The following is an 18,973-nucleotide window of genomic DNA, read 5'->3' as shown; positions in this document are numbered from 1 at the left end:
AAATCCAAAGAAAAACCTCAGCCAAAAGTCACACGCATAAGTTGAACGCCGACTTTTTCTGACCGTGGAAATTTACACATAATTTTGGACTTGATCCTGGTCAGTTTCTCTTTATGAACAATGTTATTAAAGAACAAATAAAAAATGTACTAACTACATAAACCAATAAGTAGTCAATTTGTATCATTGTTTCATGATAAATATACTTTTTCACAACCATATAGGCAAAAAAACAGAAAATAGGATAGAGTCAAAATTATTTTTGAGATTTCCCCATTAGAAATCGTACTCTTTCATCAAGTTCGGGGGAGTTTGTTCGTGTAAAGCGGAAGTATCGATAAAGCTCAGCCGCAATAAGCCCGGCTAGAAGACCTGTTAAAATACCCCAGTTAAATTGTTGTTTGACAAGACTGACAATAAAAAAGCAAAGAATACACCAAGGAGACCCCCAAAAAAATAATTGTTTTCATCTTTGATCCTCCTTTAACCAAAATATCTCTTCAACTTGTTTGTTAAAGTATTTAGCAATACGAAGTGCCAGCTCTAAACTGGGATTGTACTTATTTTTTTCAATCGCATGAACCGTTTGCCTGGTAATACCGAGATCTTGTGCCAACTTGAGTTGAGATATTTGCTTTTTCTTCCTTAACTCCAGAATACGATTGGTAACCATAAAATCACCTGAAATGTAAAACATTGTTTACATTTTGAATATAACCCCAAGATGTATAGATGTAAAGAACTATTTACATTTTTTCTTACAAAACACCGGGGCATGCCTGTTGAATTATCAAGGAAATCGTGGTTGGAGCCGTTCCATTGTTTCAGATGAATGATCCGGTGTTCAACAACATTAGATGCACAGGTGCCGCACAGGTTTTATTTGGGGGAGAATACGGGGTGAAAAGGAGACGAAATGAAGAGGATTCACAGGAGCACAAAGCCGCTTTCGTTGGATGGGAAAAGGGTTTAATATAGATTTGGACGTTTTTTCTTATCACTCATTTACATCAATCGATAGGAGAATAATCGATGCGGCAATTAGTGCTCATGATGGGGGCTCCGGGAGCCGGAAAAAGTACATTTATAAAAGAAAAAGGACTTGAACCATACACGTTGTCACCTGATACCATTCGTGTTATGTATCAGAATCCGGTTCTTACCAAAGATGGCGTAACCCAGATCACATCGGCAAATGATAAAGTTGTATGGGAGTTCCTGTTCCGGGTATTGGAAGAAAGGATGAAGCGTGGGGACTTTACCATTGTGGATGCCACGCATTCGACAGCTTCTGCCATTAATCAATACAAGGAACTTTGTCAAAAGTATCGATATCGTTGTGCCGTTGTGGATTTCTCCAAGGTTCCGTTGGATATTTTGTTGCGCCAAAATTTAGAACGGCCTGTTTACAAACGTGTTCCCGAGCTTCAAATCATGAAGATATATGAACGCTATCAGCAGCTATCTGTTCCCGGGTGGGTACAAGTCGTTCAGCCTGCGGATTTTGATGACTTTATCCGGTTTAAGCCTCTTGACTTTTCCAAATGGAGGAAAATTCACCATATTGGCGATATTCACGGGTGCTATGATGCTTTGGCGGAATATCTCAAAGATGGCCTGAAAGAAGATGAGCTTTATATCTTTTTAGGCGACTTTTTGGACCGTGGCCCTCAAAACGCGGAAGTGATGAAGCTGATGCTGGAGATATACAACCAGCCAAACGTCATTCTGATCGAAGGGAATCATGAACGTTATATCTGGTCCTATGCAAACGGGGAAGAAATCGGATCCAAAGAATTCAAAGAAAGAACCCTTCCCGATCTCGAAAAAGCCGGCATCAGCAAGAAAGATCTTCGTCTGTTCTACCGTCGTTTACGCGTCCTCGCTTATTATACTTATCATGATAAAACGGTATTGGTCACCCATGGTGGTCTGTCGGCTTTGCCAGGGAATTTAATGTTTATATCTGCTGAGCAGATCATTGACGGAGCCGGAACTTTCGATTTGGATATTGATGAGATCTGGGATCGGAATACCGGGAAGCAATTTTATCAAATTCACGGGCATCGGAACTTGTATCGTCTGCCTGTTTCTGCTGCCATTCGATCTTTCAATCTGGAAGGACAAGTTGAGCATGGTGGTCATCTTCGTGTAGTGACATTGACTCCAGACGGATTTCATCCCATTGAAATAAAAAATAACAACTATCTTAAACAAGAAAAACATATTCCTGAGTCTCTTCAAGAAAATAAGCTGACCGTTGAAACGTTGTTGGAATACATGACGAATCACAAATTGATTCAGGAAAAACAAGTGGCAGAGAACATTTACTCTTACAACTTTTCAAGAAAGGCTTTTCAGAAGGCCGCTTGGGATACAGTGAATGTGAGAGCGCGCGGTCTTTTTATCAACAAAAAGACAAAAGAGATCGTCAATCGATCCTACAATAAATTTTTCAATATCAATGAGAGGCCGGAAACAAAGCTGGCCCGTTTGGCAGAAACTCTGCAGTTTCCCGTTTCCGTATATACAAAGCCAAACGGCTATTTGGGAATGTTGGGATATGATTCGGAAGCGGGGCAATTGGTTTTTTCGTCCAAATCCGAGCTGAGAGGGCCATTTGCCGAATGGTTTAAAGAGCTTTTTTATCAAACATGCAATGACGAAACAATCAAAAGTATGGAAGAAAAGCTGAAAGAGGGGTTCAGCTTTGTATTTGAAGTGATTCTTCCCGAAAAAGATCCTCACATCATCAAGTATGACAGAGATCAGTTGATTTTGCTTGATGTTGTTTATCGTACTCCTGCTTATAACAAATTGCCTTTTCATGAAGTAAAAGAGCTTGGTCAGACCTTTCATATTCCGACGAAGGAATTGGTCACCACTTTTGACAGCTGGCTCGACTTCTACTCCTGGTACAAAAAAATCACTTCCGACTATTCCATTGAAGAAGAGGGTTATGTCATTGAAGACGCCAAAGGATTTATGACCAAGTTAAAGCTCCCTTATTATCTCTTCTGGAAACAGATGAGAGGAGTGAAAGAGGCGATGGCACACAAGCATGGGCGCAAGATTGATCACGGGCGTCTCTATACTCCTCTTCACATACAGTTTTACAACTGGCTGAAAACACAGGAAATGGAGGATATCAAGAACGCAAGCATTATTCAGCTTCGGGATCAATTTTATCGGGAGGTTGGTGAATTTTCCTGTGTTTAAAAAGGCCGTCCGGCTTTTGGGATGAGATGGCAGGGGGCAATCCTCTGCCGGATTGTCTCGCCAAGGTGGTTTTGGCGATGTTCCGGATCCTGCGGAAAAGAAAATAAACCCCGCCAATAAAGCGGGGCAAACGGACTATTTTTTCTCGCCGGCCGCAGAAGGGATCTGGATGAGCGGGCTTGCGCCGCCTTGGACGGTCGGCATTTTGCCATCCCATTTCTTGATCCATTCGTACTGGACAATGGCCGGAGTGAGCGATTGTTCCAGAATGCGGTTGGCCTCGGCCTGTCCCTGTGCCTGGATGATCGCCACTTGTTTCTTGCCTTCGGCTTCAATTTTGTTATTGATCACTTCCTGTTTTTTATTGGCTTCTTCCCGTTTCAAATATTCCTGGCGGTTTTGCGCATCAGCGATGGCCTGGATCGTTTTCAGCGTGTTGGAATCGATCCGCACATCCGACAGGGAGAAGCTTTCCAGGATAATTCCGTCTTTTTTAAGAATATCGCCGAGGTTTTTTTCAATTTCTTTCGTCACTTCCTCGCGATGTTCGGAGTAGACGCCGAGGACGCTGTATTTGGTCGTGACCGATTGCATTACCGTTTTGAGTTGGATTTTCATATAGGTGTCTTCGATATCCGGGGCCTCGCGCCGGCGGAATTTGGTGAAGATATGCGGCAATTTATCCGGCTCCATATGATACGAATAAACGACATCCACGTTGACGGATTTGCCGTCCGAGGTATTGACATCTATGGATCCATCCCTTGTTTCTCCTTCATGCGGATTTTTGGTCAGGTAGACGGTTTCCGTGGAGACCGGGTACTGGGTCACGCTCTCCCAAGGCCAGTGGAATCGCAGTCCCTGGTCAAGCACTGTTTGTTTCAGGCCGCCATTCAGGCTGAATACCACTCCTTTATAACCTGGTTCAACGACGGCTGTGCAATTGGCGATCAGGATAAGCAGAAAGGACATCCCGATCAGCACTGCAATAAAGCCAATCCATCGCTTTTTTCCACTTCCGCGAACAATCGGGGTCATTTTCTTCCACCTCAATCTAGTTTTTTCGATTTCATTTCTATTGCTCTTCCGGTTTATCAGGATGGTTCTCATCCTGTTTGCTTTTGGGGGTCAGAACTCTGATTACCCAATTTCCGATCTTTTCGTAGTAGGGGATGAGCAAAATGAGCAAAACGCACAGGATAAAGATGATCAATAATGCAGCCATGCTTTTCCTCTTTTCCGGGGCGATTTGCCTCCTTGGTTATTTATAAATAAAAACATATTACAATAAATTAATTATATGTTGCAGAGAATAATACCTGCCAGAAGAGACGTTGTCATAAAAAATTCATAAAAAACTGCTTGTCAAATGGGAGGGAATAAGGTAGAGGCCATAGTCTTGATTTGAAATCATGGCAGGGTCGATCCGAAAGCGGGCCTAATGGCACATTCCATGTTTTCTTCGTTTTGGATGGAAGCTGGCTGCCCGGAAATCCCCTTGTTTCGACCGCGGTTTAGCCGGCGCAGTTTTTGTTCGACTGTCTGTTCATGCTGATTTCGGCTTTTTCATTTGTTAAAAAAGAAATCGGCATTTTGTAAATTTTATAATAAATGAGGCTGATTTTTTTTAATGGAAATCGTTGTGGAAATGCCCATCTTTAATGGAATATCCGGGATGATAAAAATTATTGATTATTAATGATTTTATTGACACAAAATTATGTATTTTATAATATTAAAAAGAACAACTTTTTTGAACTGGAATGTGAGGTCCTCTCAGACGGAAAGGCACGACCGGTCAGCCGCCGGATTTCGGACGGATGGATTTACTTCCCGACTCTCACCGAAGATCTTCTGATACCAAAAAGGGGGAAGTTCCTTGAGCATTTTAATTTTTAATCGTCTGCCTTATTATGATGCTCCTTATGAAAAGTGGTTGGAGGACCTGAACGAAGATTTGTTTTTATTGACGTCAGATCAGCTAGGCAAGGATTTTCACGGCTTTAAACAGGTATTTGCTTTCGATCGTTATGATTTTAACAATTCCGTCGAGTTTACGGCTTTGCAATTGTACAAGCAGTCACCTTACAGACGGGTGATCGCGACGGCGGAGAGGGATATTTTGCGCGCAGCCTATGTTCGCCATTATTTTGGCTTAGAAGGCCAATCGTTGCAAAGCGCGATTGCCTTTCGCGATAAGGTGAAGATGAAAGAGATCCTGAGTGCGGCCCGAATTCGCGTCCCGGCTTTCCAGCGCGTTGATTCTGTCGTCGATCTTTACGAATTTATTGAAGAGCAGGGATATCCGGTGGTCGTTAAACCGGTTGACGGAATGGGTTCTCGCAACACGACGGTTTTGGATTCGGATCAGGATACGATGGAGTACCTGGCCCATGGATTAAGCCCGCACCTGGAAGTGGAGGAATATATCGAAGGGGAAATGTATCATATTGACGGATTGGTACTGAATGGACAGATCAAGCTCATCTGGCCTTCAAAGTATCTGAATCATTGTTTGGCTTTTCAGGAAGGAAAATATTTGGGAAGTTATCTTTTATCTCCAGAAAACCCCTTGACAGCCCGTTTGCAATCTTATGTTTCCTCGGTTTTGCGAACTTTGCCCACCCCGACTCATACCACTTTTCATGCCGAAGTTTTCCATACACCGCAGGATGAACTGGTTTTGTGTGAGATCGCCTGCCGCACGGGCGGATCGCGCATTTGTGAAGAATACCGGCAAGCATTTGATGTGGATCTGACCAAGCTTTCCATACAGGCGCAATGCGGGTTAAGCGTTGATGTTCCCGAGCGTGTCGCCAGACGGGAAGGGCCGAAAACCCAGTTTGGTTTTATCGGGATTCCGCCCAAACACGGGGTTTTTCGCCTGGCGCCACGGCGGGAGGATTTTCCGGACTGGGTGACGGAATATCGGGTGTTGGCCAGACCCGGACAATATTTTACCGGTGCGCATACCAGCGTCGATTATGCGATTACGCTGGTAGTATGCGGCGACTCGGAGGCACAGGTATATAGCCGGTTGGAAGAAAGTGCCCGGCTAGTTGAGCAAAAATGGGTTTGGAACTGAAAAAAGCAGCAGGGGAAAGGAAGGCCAGTCAAATGGCCTTCTGTTTTATTTGTAAAAATTGCACTTCTATTATAGAATTGTATAAAAATTTGCACCAAGGAGGAGTACTTGTGACAAAAACAGCCCTGATCATGAATCCGGCAGGGGTAGCCGCAGTTCTTGCCGTTTTAATCGCGATCTCCTTCTGGCTGGATCGATGTTTTCGCTTTTTTTCCTACTTGGGAACCGCGATTTTGGTGATTTCCGGAGGGGCGATTTTGGTAAATCTCGGCATTATTCCTCCGTCGATTGCCCAAAATCCGGACGATTTAAATCCGGTTTATGAATTTGCCAATGATTATTGCGTCCCGCTCTCCATCGTCTTGCTCTTGCTATCCGCTGATCTGAAAAGTTTGCGCCATATGGGAAAACCGGCGTTGATTTCGTTTGCTTTGGCTTCTTTGGGAACCGCGGTCGGGGCGATCATCGGCGTTTGGGTGACAGCGGATGGCATCGGGGCGGAAGCGTGGAAGATTGCCGGGCAATTTTGTGCCAGTTATATTGGCGGCGGAGTCAATTATGCAGCCGTGGGGGCAGCGTTTCATACTTCCCAGTCGATGTATGCGACAGGTGCGGCGGCCGATAATATCATGACAAATCTGTGGATGGTGGCGACGGCGATTCTGCCGAGTTTGTTGCGCAAATATTATTCCTCCGTTTACCAGCCGGGCCGCCATGTGGAGAAAGCGGAAGAAGATTATCAGAAAAAGAAGGAAATTTCCATTTACGACATGGTTATCCTGGCTGCAGTCGCTTTTGTGGTTGTGGCTGTATCCGACTGGCTGGCGCCCATTATCAACAAAGGGATCGGATTTGAAATTCCATCGGTTATCTGGTATACGACTTTTGCCATTCTGATCACCCTGTTTACACCGATGAACAGGGTAAACGGAGGAGCAGAGTGGGGCAATTTTTTATTGCATTTTTTCTTTGCCACGATGGGCGCGGGAACCATTCTCAGCACTCTGGTTGACAAAGGGCCGGTTGTCTTTTTGTTCCTGGTGATATTGGTAGGGATTCATGCCTTCATCGTCTTTGGCTTTGGCAAATGGTTCAAAATTGATGTCGAAGTGCTGGCTGTGGCGAGCCAGGCTACTGTTGGCGGACCTTCCACCGCTCTGGCGCTGGCCTCATCCAAACGGTGGGTTTCACTGATCACACCGGGCGTGTTGATGGGGTTGCTCGGCTATGCGATTGGAAACTATGCCGGGATCGCTGTCGGGAATTGGGTGAAGTTGCTTCTCCATTAATGAGAAATACCCCCGATCCTGCAAAGGCCGGGGGCTTTTTCCCTATTCTCCGCCGGGGCCATCCGGCAATGCGGACAGAGAAGCTGAATCGAGGCTGGGCAAGTTCTCCACCCGGTCCAGCTTTTTCTTCATCGTTTCCGTTTGCTTTGTCGCCTGACCAATCGTTTTGCTGGCTTCATCCAGTTTGCGTTGCGCCTTTTCCAAATAGTTGCCGAATTTGAGCAGATCCGTTTTCATAATGCCCAGCCAGCGCCAGGCTTCGGTGGTGTGTTTTTCAATGGCCAGTGTGCGGAAACCCATCTGCAAGCTGTTTAAAAAAGCGGACAGGGTTGTCGGCCCGACAATCGCCACTTTAAACTGCCGCTGTACCGTTTCCCACAATCCGGGCCTCCGCAGGATTTCGGCATACAACCCTTCGAGGGGGAGAAATAAAATGGCGAAATCAGTGGTGACCGGCGGATAAATGTATTTGTCGCTTATTTTTTTTGCTTCCTGCTTAATGCGCTGTTCCAGCTGTTTTCCCGCCTCATTGATCAGCTCCGGATTTCCTGCTTCCTGGGCTTGAAGCAAGCGCTCATAATCCTCCAGCGGAAACTTGGAATCAATCGGCAGCAAGACGGGAGGAGAGCCTTCCTGTTTGGCCGGCAGTTTAATGGCGAATTCCACATGTTCTTTGCTGTTTTTCTTGATCACGGCATTTTTTTCATATTGGTCCTGGGTCAACAGCTGTTCCAGGATGTTTTCCAGTTGGATTTCCCCCAGAACACCGCGGCTTTTCACGTTGGACAACACTTTTTTCAGGTCGTCAACCCCGGCCGCCAGATGCTGCATTTCTCCCAAACTTTTATGTACGCGCTCCAATCGGTCACTTACCAGTTTGAACGATTCTCCGAGCCTTTGTTCCAAGGTGGCGTGCAATTTTTCATCGACGGTCTGTCTCATTTCTTCCAGTTTTTTCTGGTTCTCCGTCTGAATTTGCGCCAGTTTCTCCTCCACTTTGTTTCGTAACTGCTCCAGCTTCTGTTCGTTCATGGCGGTGAGATCGCGGAGTTGACGGGAAAAGGAATCAAGCAGGTTTTTCTGCCCGGATGCGACATCTTGAATGGTAGTGAGCGTCGATTTGGTCAACAGGGAAAAAGACTGTTGCAATTCTTTGCGGTTTTCGAGAGCGGCATGATTGGCTTCCTGCCGGTGGTATCCCATTTCTTCGCGCAACGTCTTTTCAGTTTTTTCCTGTGCCAGCAGCAGCAGGCGCAGTTGCTCTTCGATCTGCTGCCAATCACTTTTGGCAGAGTTATGCTGCCGGAATAAAAAGAGACAGAGGATGATCCCGTTAAGCAGAAGAGATAACGTGGCAATCCATGTGGCCATCCAACATCACACCTTTTTGTGGGAATTTTCCTTCTGTTAATTATATCGAGAACCGCGCAACCCTTCATTAACTTCCCGATCTGTATTAAGATAGAAACGACAGAAAACACCTGTGTTTTGTCAAATACAGCCGGAGGGTGAAAATAAATTAAGCAAATCGGGGGAGGGAACACCGCGATCCGGCTATGATCCACTTTCAATGAATGCCCCGATGAGCTGACTGACGCTGCCATAGACTGAAAATGCGAGTCCTGCCGTTTCGGTATAAACGGAGAGGGTTATCAATCCGGAACATTGCCACAAAAGGAGTATTCAGGGAATGATTGAAACAGCACACAGAGAATGGGCACAGCGATTGGCCCGGCTGGAGCGGGAGTTTGAGCGGAGCGGAGATGAAGAAAGACGGTTGAAGGGCATCGATTTGCTGCGAAAAACGGTGCAAGGGGAATGGTCGATCGCTTTTTGCGGCCATTTTTCCGCCGGCAAATCCACTTTGCTCAATCATTTGCTCGGAGAAGATCTGCTTCCGACCAGTCCGATTCCCACCAGTGCCAACGTGGTGAAAATCACGGCGGGTGAGAACCGGGTCAAACTGTTTCTGAGCGATGGGCGAATTCATGCATACGATGGGACTTACACTGATCAGGAGCTGAAAGATTTGTGCAAAAACGGCGAAGAGATTTTAGCCGTGCACATCCAGCGTCAAACCAACCGCTTGCCGGCCAAAGTGGCGCTGATGGATACACCGGGCATCGACTCGACGGATGCGGCTCACGAACGCGCCACCCGCTCTTCGTTGCACCTGGCGGACGTGATTTTTTATGTAATGGATTATAACCATGTGCAAGCGGAAGGGAACCTGGAGTTTATCAAACAGTTAATCCGCCGCCGAAAGCGCGTTTATCTGATCATCAACCAAATCGATAAACACCGGGAAGAGGAACTGTCCTTTTCCGCCTTCTGCCAAAATGTGCAACAGTCGTTTGCCGATTGGGGTGTGAACCCGGAAGGGGTTTTTTACACGAGCATGCGTGATCCCCTCCATCCTCATAACCAGTTTGCCGAATTGAAAAAACGGATCGGGGAACTGATCGGACGGAGGTTTGAACAGTTTGACCAAACGATTCGAATTGAAGCGGAACAATTGCTGAAAGAGCATATGCAATTTTTGGAAGAAAGGGATCGGGAACAACTGGAAAAATTGGCAGCCAAGCAGGTGCAGCCCGATGGGCCGGAAGGATCGCCGGAAGCGGAAGCGCAAGAGCGGCGAAAAGAAATGGTTCAGTTGAAAGAAGAAAAACAGTCGATCGAGCGCTCATTTGATCAGGGGCTGGAGGCGGTATTGCAAAATGCCTACCTGATGCCCTATGAAGTGCGCGCTCTGGCTGAACAATATCTGGAGACGCAGCTCACCTCCTTTAAAGTCGGCTTTTTCTTCTCCAAAGGGAAAACGGAGAAGGAAAAAGAGCGGCGGACGCTTGCTTTTCTCGAAAAACTCGGGCAGACGGTTGAGACACAGCTTGATCTTCATGTAAAGCAATATGTGGTGCAATTTTTGAAAGAGCATCACCTGTATACTGAAGATCGAGGAGAGAGAATTTACTCTTTTCGCGTTCATCTCGATGCCCCGCTGCTTGCGCAGACGATCAAGCCCGGGGCGGGGTTTGGCGGGAACTATGTCTTGACTTATACCGATGATTTGGCAAATAAGCTGAAACAGTTTTATCGCCAGGCCGCACGTTCCTGGTTCGGGTCGGTTAAGGAGGAACTGGAGCAGCGGTTTGCGGAGCGGTTGCAGCAGCTGGAGCGGCGGATGAGGCAACTGGCCGAGTGGGAAAACGCTTTATCGGAAATCAGGCGGATCAAGGAGGAGCACAGACAGGCGGAGGAGCGCCTTTTGAAGTTGATCCGCGGGGATACCGAACCCGGTATGGTTGAAATTCCCCGAGAAGCGTTGGAGGAACAAGTTGTAATGCGAAATGAGCGCTTCCTGCCGCCGCTCGAAGAGGTGACTGAGACGAATGAGTTGCCCGGAGAGAGAGAATCAGAAAAGGGAAAGGAACGGGCGACCGCTCATCGGATGGACAGCGTGCTCGCTCAAGTACATGCAGCGGAAGAGCAAATGAAGAGGATTCCGGGATTAACAGCGATCGTGAGAGACCTGGCCCGGAAGCGGGAGCGACTTGAACGCCGGCAGTATACAGTCGCCTTGTTCGGGGCTTTCAGTGCCGGAAAGTCATCTTTTGCCAATGCCTTGATCGGAAAGCCGGTACTGCCGGTTTCCCCCCACCCGACCACGGCGACGATTAACCGGATTTGCCCCCCGACGGGCAGGCATCCGCATGGACAGGCCGTGATTACCTTTAAGACGGGCGAGCGTTTATTGGATGATTTGCGGCAAGTGTACAAATTGGTTCAGCAGGAGGTGCGAACGCTGGAAGAAGCGGTTGCACGCATCGGAACGCTGCTGGACGAGTCTGCCTTCCAGACGGGGCAAAAGACGGCTTTGCCTTTTCTCCAGGCGGTGAGGGACGGATTTTCCACGATGAAAGAGCACCTGGGCGGCACACTGACGGTCAAGGCGGACGCGATTGAAGAATTTGTTGCCAGGGAAACCAAATCCTGCTTTGTAGAGTCGGTGGATCTTTATTACGATTCACCACTGACCAGACAGGGAATTACCCTCGTTGACACGCCCGGAGCCGATTCAATGCATGCCCGCCATACGGATGTTGCTTTTCAGTATATCAAAAGTGCCGATGCGCTTTTGTATGTGACTTATTACAATCATCCCTTTTCCAAGGCGGATCGTGAGTTTTTAATTCAGCTGGGGCGGGTTAAAGATGTTTTTTCCCTCGACAAGATGTTTTTTATCATTAATGCCGCCGATCTGGCCGCTTCGCGGGAGGAACTGGCACAGGTGGAGGACTATATCCGCAGGCAACTTTCGGGTTATGGAATTCGGGAACCCCGTCTCTTTTCACTGTCCAGCTTACGGGCGCTGGCGGAAAAAGCGGGCGGGCGTCAGGATCCGCAGATGGAGCGGTTTGAACAGCGATTTTCCTCTTTTATTCTGGATGAACTGCGGGTGGTGTCGATTCGCGGTTTGACCAAAGAGTTGCGGCGTGGTTCCCGCTTTCTCCGCCATCTGCTGCAAACCGCCGAAGCGGGCCGCGAAGCGATGGAAAAGCGGAAAGGGGAGTTGGCTGACGAACGGGACCGGATGCGGAGAATCATTCAAAACAGCAGGGATCAAGCGTTGGCCCATGCCTTGGGGCAGGAAGTGAATGAACTGCTTTATTATGTCAAACAACGTCTGTTTTCCCGATACCGCGACGAGTTTCCGGAGATCTTCAACCCGTCGGTTCTGAGAAGCGATGACGGGCAGATCAAACAAAAACTCCGTGCCTGTGTGCTCCAGATGGTCGATTTTATGCGCCGCGATTTGCTGCAGGAGCTCAGGGCCACTTCCTTGCGCATGGAACGATGGTTAAACGACCGGCAAGATGCATTTATGGCGAATCTGACAAACAACTGCCTGGCTGTGAACGGTGAAATTCCTTTGGTGCCGGAGCGGGAAAGCTCGTATCCATCACCTGATTTCCCGGAGCCGCTCGCGGAGCTTTCGCTTGCTTCTTTTAAAAAGGCGATCTCCTGCTTCAAAAATGCCAAAACCTTTTTTGAGAAAAATGAGAAGGAGAAAATGCGGGAGGAGATGGAACAGGTGCTGGAACCGGCAATTGCCGCTTTTTTGGACGAGCAAAAGCGGTTGCTGACCGGATATTACCTGGAGGAGTGGCAGAAAAAAGAAGCGGAATGGAAAGAAAAGGCCATTTTGGATGCGGAGAATTATTATGATACTTTGCTGGGCGCTTCATCTGCACCGGAAGATTTGGATCTGTACCGGGAAACGGCATCAGGCCTTGCTGAGAATATTGCCAAGGTGGAGCGGTTGTTGTCCTGATTTTTGCTTTGCAACTTGACCGCAGGGTAGCCGAATTTTAAAATAATGAAAGCGTAACATCAGGCACTCCGGACAAGGAGTGCTTTCTTCGCATATCATTGCTTCCAAGATGCTGTAGGAGATGAAGATGAAAAAAACGTCACTGGTATTGATGATGTTTTGTCTGATCTCGGCAATTGTGTTTATGCCGCCGAGCAATCGCGGCTGGTTAAGCGAATTTGCCTTGATCTGGGGAATTAACGATGTTAAACCATTGTCCTACGATCATCAAAATAGCCAAAATCTTTCCGATTCAGGAGAAATTTTTTCTCAAAACCGCTCGTTCGATCAAATTCCGCTTTTCAGCGAACTATCAAATCAGGAAGAATTGCCGACGGTTGCACGCGATGACACCTTGTTCGTAAATCTCGGGGAAATCGCCGACCGCCTCGGCTTTCAGGTAAAGGTGGATGCGCGTGACGGCACAATTACCATCCGGCATCAGTCTGATACATTATCGATGGTGCAGGGAATCCCGGTTTTGAATTGCAACGGAATCTTTGAACCGATGGAACAAGCTCCTGTCATTCAGAACGGAAATGCCCTTGTGCCTCTTTCCTTCATGGACCGGGTTTTGCAACAGCAAGTGGTTGTGATCGGCAAAACCGCGGAATGGCAAGTGAATCCTGCGTCGATTCCGGTTTTTGCCCCCAAGCGAAATTTGCCCAAAATGTCGGCCCGGGAAATGGCCCGTTATCTGTCATTTCTCAGAAGCCCGATTCGCGGAGCGCATGTGAGCACGCACGATTCGCATCTTCCCGGTGCGCCCCGTACTTATCGTCACGGGGTACATGAGGGATTAGACTGGTATACTTATGGAACAGGCGTTACGATCAGCAAACGGACTCCGGTTTATTCCCTGGCCGATGGAGTTGTGGTCAGAGCCGATGTTGATTATCAGGAGATGACGCCTGCAGAGCGCAACCGGTTGATGGCTGTGGCCGGCCAAAGCGATGGGCAGACACCGGCCTATATTTTGGACAAGATGCGCGGCCGGCAGGTCTGGGTGCAGTACGGCAAAGGGGTAATGGCCCGTTTTGTGCACTTGAGCCGGATTGCTCCGGGGATCAAAGCAGGGCAGACGATCAAAGCAGGCCAACTGATCGGCTATGCCGGCAATTCCGGAACGAGCGACGGTGTCAAAGGCAGTGACCAGGGGGTTCATTTGCACCTGGATCTGCTGCTTTACGGCGAATGGTTCTGGGATGGCTACACCGTGCAGGAACGCTGGGAAATATTGGATAAAATTTTCGACAAATAAATGACAGGAGACCCGGGGTGTTAATCGTTCGAATATGATTAACACCTTATTTACTATCTCTTTCATTTCATAAGTTATCATGGTATTATACAAAAATGTCACGTCTTGCACGGGCAGAGGTGAGGCTGTTGAAAAATCTGGCTTCTTGGTTGATTCGATCGGATCAGTTTTTGATCCAGCTGGTTAATTGTCAGTGGAAATGCCGTCTGTTTGATTGGTTGATGCCCCGGGTTACCCATTTGGCCGGTCCGACCGCGACTATCAGTTTTTTGATGTTCTGGTACATGTTCATGCCGCGCACTGTCAAGTCGTGGGCGCTTGAAGGTTTTATCGCACTGATCGGCAGCCATGTGGTTGTTCAATTTTTTAAAAAATTGATGCCCCGAATCCGTCCCTATTTGCGGCTGGCCCATTTGCATACTTTTCCCAATCCCCTAACGGATTACTCTTTTCCGTCAGGGCATACGACAGCGGCCTTTTCCATCGCCGTCACATTTATGTTTCATTCGTCACTCTGCGGGGGAGTACTGTTGCCGTATGCGATCCTGATCGGTTTTTCGCGCATGTATCTGGCGCTGCATTACCCGACGGATGTATTGATCGGATCGTGTCTGGGCAGCGGCTTTGCGGCGGGAACGGTCTATTTGTTCGGGTAGTATTGAGGGGCTGTCAAAAGACGAAGGGGACTGCCGCAGCAAAGCATTGCGGCAGTACAATTATTCTTACCAAATCGTTTTAATTGTGCTACAATTAGACTTGGACTGACTTCTTTTGCCCCATTTTCCGTCTTTGTGGGGCTTTTTTCTATCCAAATACATCTGCCGCTTTGCCACCGATATAGGTGACGGTGTCACTCAGCTTGACGGCAAAACCATCGGTGAAATGAATTTTAATTTCCTGGTTGTTCCGGGTGTGAAGAATGACCTGAACCGGAGTTTGCGAAGTCGGGGTAAAGGAAACCGACATTTGCACGCTGGTTTCTTGTGATTCCTGCCCGGGACGACCCACGGGACTCATAGATTCCAATCTTACTCTGTACTGCGGCTGGGATGTAAGATCAAAAATGAAAGGGTGAAGTTCATGGGGTTTCCCCATTGCAATTAATTTCAGCATCTCTCTCTCCTTTTTTGAATTTTACAGAAGATTTCTTATTGTGATACGAGTATACAACCGGAAAAAATTTATGTCAATTGTCTTTTTGTCATTGGAATATTATTAGATGTCAAAAATGCGCAGAGAATTGAGATGCAATTTTTATTTTTTCTTTATGGTTGCAGAAAATGCAAACGGTAACGAGGTGGAAAAATGGATTACATTCATCCAATCCAGATTGGCGAGATTCTGCGCAAACGGAGAAAAGAGATGGGATTGAGGCTGGAGGATTTGGCCGACGATTTTATTTCTCCGTCGACCATCAGCAATATTGAGCGCGGAATTACCTATGTCAACGAAGATAAAGTGAGGTATGTCGCAGAGAAGCTGAATATTAACCTGGATCAGATTCATGATTTGATTGCCAAGGAAAAACAGGAAGAGGCGCACATGGAACTGCAGCTGGCTGCCATTGAGAACATGATCGATTTGATGAGTCCGGACAAGGGGCTCGAACGCTTGCGTAAACTTGATGTGCCCAACAATCATCTTTTATCGGCAATTGTTCATTTTTTGCGCGGAAAGATTTATTTGCAAAAAAGGAATTGGGTGAAAGCGCAAAATCATTTTTTGGAAGCGATCCGCATTGTCGACCAAAAGGAAGAATGGCTGAAAACCAATATCAAGGCTGCGAGCTACCATGAACTGAGCCGCATTGCTTTCAGCAACCATGACCCGGGGCAGGCCCTGCGCTACGTGAATGAAGGACTGGAGCATTTTCAAGCCGGAGGGGAACGGGCGTATTATATTTATATTCTGGAAATCGCCCGCATCACCTATCTGAACGAATTGGATCATATTGAAGAAGCGCTGCGGAGAATTAATCAAATTTGGGATGAAATCCATCATATCAAAAGCATCGAAGTGGTGCTGGAGCTTTATAAAGTGCGGATTTCGATCCTGAGAAAGCTGAAGTTGTATGAAGAGGCGATTGCCTATGCGCATCAGGGGATCGAAGTGGCGCGCATCAACAAAAAAACAGAGCAGTCCTGCGAGCTCTGGAGCAGGCTGGGCACGATCTATCTGCTGCAACATAAATGGGAAGAAGCGGAGAACTGCTTTCGCACCGCGTTGAGTTTGCAAGAAAAAATCAAGTCCGACCATATGAAGATCAAAGCGCATACATACCTGGGCCTCGCGTATCTCGAACAGGATAAGGACGAAGCGGCGGCGGAGACATTGCTCGAAGCGCTCGCAATCAGCGACCGCACGCCGCATCCGGAAATTTACCGGGAATCGTATATCCTCATGGGCGATTGTTATGTGAAGCAAGGAAATACGGCAGAGGCGATCAAAATTTATGAAAAAGCGCTGAAAATGGCGCAGAAAAAGAAGGATTATGAGCAGGAACGAAAAATTGTCCTTAAGTTGGCCCGTTGTTTTGAAAATGCGGACAAGCAAAAATTTCAGATTTACCTGGAGCAGTTGTACAAGTTGGATATCAGGGAGCATGCCAAAATGCCCATTGCCTTTTGACCGGGTTGTGAAAAAAGACCTCCAGCCTCTCCGGCGGGGGGTCTTCTTTTTGCGGGCGGGTTATTTTCGATCATTAAAGTACATGGTGCGTCCGTTAAAGAGATGCAGTTCTCCTTTTAGCTGCTTTGCCAGGAATTTGCCGTATTCATTCCCTTTGGCTGTATCCCCGTGGGTCGCTTGATCGGGTAACACAATTTGAATATAGGGGATATTCGTTTCCGCCTCCTTGGCGACACTGACGATCAATCCGTAATAGTGGCTCGGTTTTTTTCCTTTCAGGAGCAGATAAGGAATCCCGTCCTGCTCGCGTTCTTGAAGATCGTAAGGAAAAGCGGCTTCCTGGTAGCCCCAGCCGAGCTGTTTTCCGGTGAGCGACACCATCTCCTGGTAGTAGAGGAACAGGTTTTTCACTTCCTCAAGGGATATGTCTTCTTGTTTCGACCCTTTTACCAACTTTATGTAGGCGCTTTTGCTCAAAGCAAATCTCTCCCATGCTCGCTTTTTTTGCTCCGACTGCAACTAAAATAAGTTTATATCATTTCCAATTGTCAGACAAGGGAAGGGCAAGCCCGTCGTTTCATCATGGCCTGCGCGCCGGGAAGTCTTGACGATGAATCGTGAAGAGAACAGTTTTAAAAATATTGGAAAAAAACGGCTTGCGGCCGTTGCGCACTTATGCTACACTTTGATGTAATTTACTAAGTTGGGGGAGTTTTGATGCGCAAGGCCGATCTTTTGGATGAGCTTCGCGCGGAAATTGGCGCCATGTCAGACAAATACAGCAGTGAATTGGAAAAATTATATCAATTTGTTTGTAATTCGTTATTTGACAACATGGCGGATTATCAATGGGTTTCAATTTACTTGGTGGAAGACTTCTCCTTCTGTCTCAAATTTGAGCGGGGGCAAACGGAATTGCCTCCGGTGATCCCGTTTGGGGAAGGATTCATGAGTTTGGCAGCTGCGAGAGGAAGCGTGGTGCGGGAACGGATCTGGAACCGGACAGAGGTATATGTTCCCTTTTATCACGGCCATCATTTGGTCGGGGTGCTGGTTGTGACGGGGACAGCCGGTGGAAATATCGACGATGAGGATATTTCACTCTTCTGTGAGTTGGCTTCATTATTTGAATCGAAAGTAAAAAAATGCAATTCTTAAATGCAAATACCGGTTTATTACCGAAAAATACAGGGAATAAAAAAACAGAAAAACCGCTTTTTGAAAGCGGTTTTTCATTCCGCTGTGGCAGGTTGGCCAGGATCGGAGGTTGCTGGTGGACAGTTGTCTTAAGGTCCAATCCTGATCCTGCGGTTTTGTGTACCTTCTCTTTTGCGGCGCTTGCGAGATTTTGGTTTTGTTCTTCTAATACAAAAGCGAGGGGGGAGAGGACATGAGTCTTTATGAACGTTTGTACGACGAATCCGAAAAAGCGAAAGTTCGGTTTGTTGGTTTTGTTTCCGAACAGGGTCGCTATGATTTTGGAATTGTCTACACGCATATGTTTTTTGGCAAGCCGCTGGTGGTTTGTATGCAGACGGGGCGCTCCTCATTGCTTTCGTTAGAAGATGCCGAAAATCTGGAATATTTGCAGAAGGTCTTTAATTTGCGATCGATGGAGGAAGCGGAAGAAATATCGATTTTTTTCAAAAACAACCTGCCAACCATTACCATCGATGCAGAAACGGAACATTGATGAAAAGAGCAAGTCTTCGGATTTGCTCTTTTTTATTTCCGCTTTGACAAAATTAGTATGTCATAATATACTATAAGTGACACAATAATAAAAGCGCTTTCATTCAAAGTGAATGACATAGATCGAAAATGGACAGAGGAGGATTTTTCATGGAAGCCATCGTCTGCCAATCCTGTGACAAAGTGATCGAGTATGTTGAAGCGGAGAAAGTGGGAACGCTCTACTCCACCTGCGACGGATGCGACCATCGGGAAGAAGAAAAAACCAATCGCCAATAGGGGGCCACAGATCTTATTTGATAAGAAAGACCACCGGTTATCGGTGGTCTTGAGATTGATGACAAACCCCCCCCTTTTCTTCGGAAAAGGAATGGGGTTTTGTATATTTCTAGGATATATACAGATAAAGTAAACCTGATGTGACC

At 47.0% G+C, this 18,973-nt stretch carries 16 protein-coding genes; 10 read left to right on the top strand and 6 right to left on the bottom strand.

Annotation, left to right across the window (positions count from 1 at the left end; translation table 11 throughout):
- Positions 1-466 precede the first annotated feature (466 nt).
- Positions 467-673 (bottom strand): helix-turn-helix transcriptional regulator, encoded by a 207-nt coding sequence (locus I8U17_RS16890; protein WP_033100198.1) that lies wholly within the window; start codon positions 671-673, stop codon positions 467-469.
- Between the two features lie 359 nt (positions 674-1,032).
- On the opposite strand from I8U17_RS16890, the gene I8U17_RS16885 reads away from it, so the two are divergent.
- Positions 1,033-3,219 (top strand): RNA ligase, encoded by a 2,187-nt coding sequence (locus tag I8U17_RS16885; RefSeq protein WP_198059871.1) that lies wholly within the window; start codon positions 1,033-1,035, stop codon positions 3,217-3,219.
- Positions 3,220-3,354: 135 nt separating this feature from the next.
- Here the strand turns inward: I8U17_RS16885 and I8U17_RS16880 are convergent, their stop codons facing one another.
- Together I8U17_RS16880 and I8U17_RS16875 are read right to left on the bottom strand one after the other, a co-directional pair.
- Entirely contained in the window at positions 3,355-4,257 is a 903-nt protein-coding gene (locus tag I8U17_RS16880) for a prohibitin family protein (protein ID WP_198055627.1), read from the bottom strand.
- A 37-nt stretch (positions 4,258-4,294) separates the two neighbouring features.
- Positions 4,295-4,444 (bottom strand): hypothetical protein, encoded by a 150-nt coding sequence (locus I8U17_RS16875; RefSeq protein WP_160173820.1) that lies wholly within the window; start codon positions 4,442-4,444, stop codon positions 4,295-4,297.
- A gap of 654 nt (positions 4,445-5,098) precedes the next feature.
- Between I8U17_RS16875 and I8U17_RS16870 the strand changes: the two genes are divergently transcribed.
- The gene (locus tag I8U17_RS16870; protein WP_033100201.1) at positions 5,099-6,304 is read left to right on the top strand and encodes an ATP-grasp domain-containing protein; all 1,206 of its coding nucleotides are present in this window, start codon (positions 5,099-5,101) and stop codon (positions 6,302-6,304) included.
- 110 nt (positions 6,305-6,414) lie between these two features.
- Positions 6,415-7,593: a DUF819 family protein gene (locus I8U17_RS16865; RefSeq protein ID WP_033100202.1), complete on the top strand. Its 1,179-nt coding sequence runs from the start codon at positions 6,415-6,417 to the stop codon at positions 7,591-7,593.
- 42 nt (positions 7,594-7,635) lie between these two features.
- Here I8U17_RS16865 and I8U17_RS16860 read toward each other — a convergent pair whose 3' ends face one another.
- On the bottom strand, positions 7,636-8,964 hold the full coding sequence (locus I8U17_RS16860) for a DNA recombination protein RmuC (RefSeq protein ID WP_033100203.1): 1,329 nt from the start codon (positions 8,962-8,964) through the stop codon (positions 7,636-7,638).
- Between the two features lie 319 nt (positions 8,965-9,283).
- Between I8U17_RS16860 and I8U17_RS16855 the strand changes: the two genes are divergently transcribed.
- The 3 genes from I8U17_RS16855 (at position 9,284) to I8U17_RS16845 (ending at position 14,884) form a co-directional block, all read left to right on the top strand.
- Positions 9,284-12,928 (top strand): dynamin family protein, encoded by a 3,645-nt coding sequence (locus tag I8U17_RS16855; RefSeq protein ID WP_198059870.1) that lies wholly within the window; start codon positions 9,284-9,286, stop codon positions 12,926-12,928.
- Positions 12,929-13,055: 127 nt separating this feature from the next.
- Complete coding sequence (locus I8U17_RS16850; protein WP_198059869.1) at positions 13,056-14,228, top strand: M23 family metallopeptidase; 1,173 nt, start codon at positions 13,056-13,058, stop codon at positions 14,226-14,228.
- A gap of 95 nt (positions 14,229-14,323) precedes the next feature.
- Positions 14,324-14,884 carry a phosphatase PAP2 family protein gene (locus tag I8U17_RS16845; RefSeq protein ID WP_198059868.1) on the top strand — a complete coding sequence of 187 codons (561 nt, stop codon included), beginning with the start codon at positions 14,324-14,326 and terminating at the stop codon, positions 14,882-14,884.
- 148 nt (positions 14,885-15,032) lie between these two features.
- Here the strand turns inward: I8U17_RS16845 and I8U17_RS16840 are convergent, their stop codons facing one another.
- A complete protein-coding gene (locus tag I8U17_RS16840; protein WP_198055632.1) occupies positions 15,033-15,341 on the bottom strand; it encodes a hypothetical protein in 309 nt (102 codons plus the stop codon).
- A gap of 192 nt (positions 15,342-15,533) precedes the next feature.
- Between I8U17_RS16840 and I8U17_RS16835 the strand changes: the two genes are divergently transcribed.
- Positions 15,534-16,856 (top strand): helix-turn-helix domain-containing protein, encoded by a 1,323-nt coding sequence (locus tag I8U17_RS16835; protein WP_198055633.1) that lies wholly within the window; start codon positions 15,534-15,536, stop codon positions 16,854-16,856.
- Positions 16,857-16,916: 60 nt separating this feature from the next.
- Here the strand turns inward: I8U17_RS16835 and I8U17_RS16830 are convergent, their stop codons facing one another.
- Positions 16,917-17,333, bottom strand: a complete 417-nt coding sequence (locus I8U17_RS16830) for a DUF1885 family protein (RefSeq protein WP_198059867.1) — start codon at positions 17,331-17,333, stop codon at positions 16,917-16,919.
- 240 nt (positions 17,334-17,573) lie between these two features.
- Here I8U17_RS16830 and I8U17_RS16825 point away from each other — a divergent pair, with 240 nt between their 5' ends.
- The 3 genes from I8U17_RS16825 (at position 17,574) to I8U17_RS16815 (ending at position 18,827) form a co-directional block, all read left to right on the top strand.
- Positions 17,574-18,014 carry a hypothetical protein gene (locus I8U17_RS16825; RefSeq protein ID WP_033100208.1) on the top strand — a complete coding sequence of 147 codons (441 nt, stop codon included), beginning with the start codon at positions 17,574-17,576 and terminating at the stop codon, positions 18,012-18,014.
- A 232-nt stretch (positions 18,015-18,246) separates the two neighbouring features.
- The gene (locus I8U17_RS16820) at positions 18,247-18,549 is read left to right on the top strand and encodes a DUF3055 domain-containing protein (RefSeq protein ID WP_033100209.1); all 303 of its coding nucleotides are present in this window, start codon (positions 18,247-18,249) and stop codon (positions 18,547-18,549) included.
- Positions 18,550-18,698: 149 nt separating this feature from the next.
- Complete coding sequence (locus I8U17_RS16815) at positions 18,699-18,827, top strand: GapA-binding peptide SR1P (protein ID WP_081943747.1); 129 nt, start codon at positions 18,699-18,701, stop codon at positions 18,825-18,827.
- Positions 18,828-18,973 lie beyond the last annotated feature (146 nt).

Source organism: Thermoactinomyces sp. CICC 10521, assembly GCF_016055135.1.
Lineage (GTDB): Bacteria > Bacillota > Bacilli > Thermoactinomycetales > Thermoactinomycetaceae > Thermoactinomyces_A > Thermoactinomyces_A daqus.
This window is presented reverse-complemented; position numbering and strand designations above follow the sequence as displayed.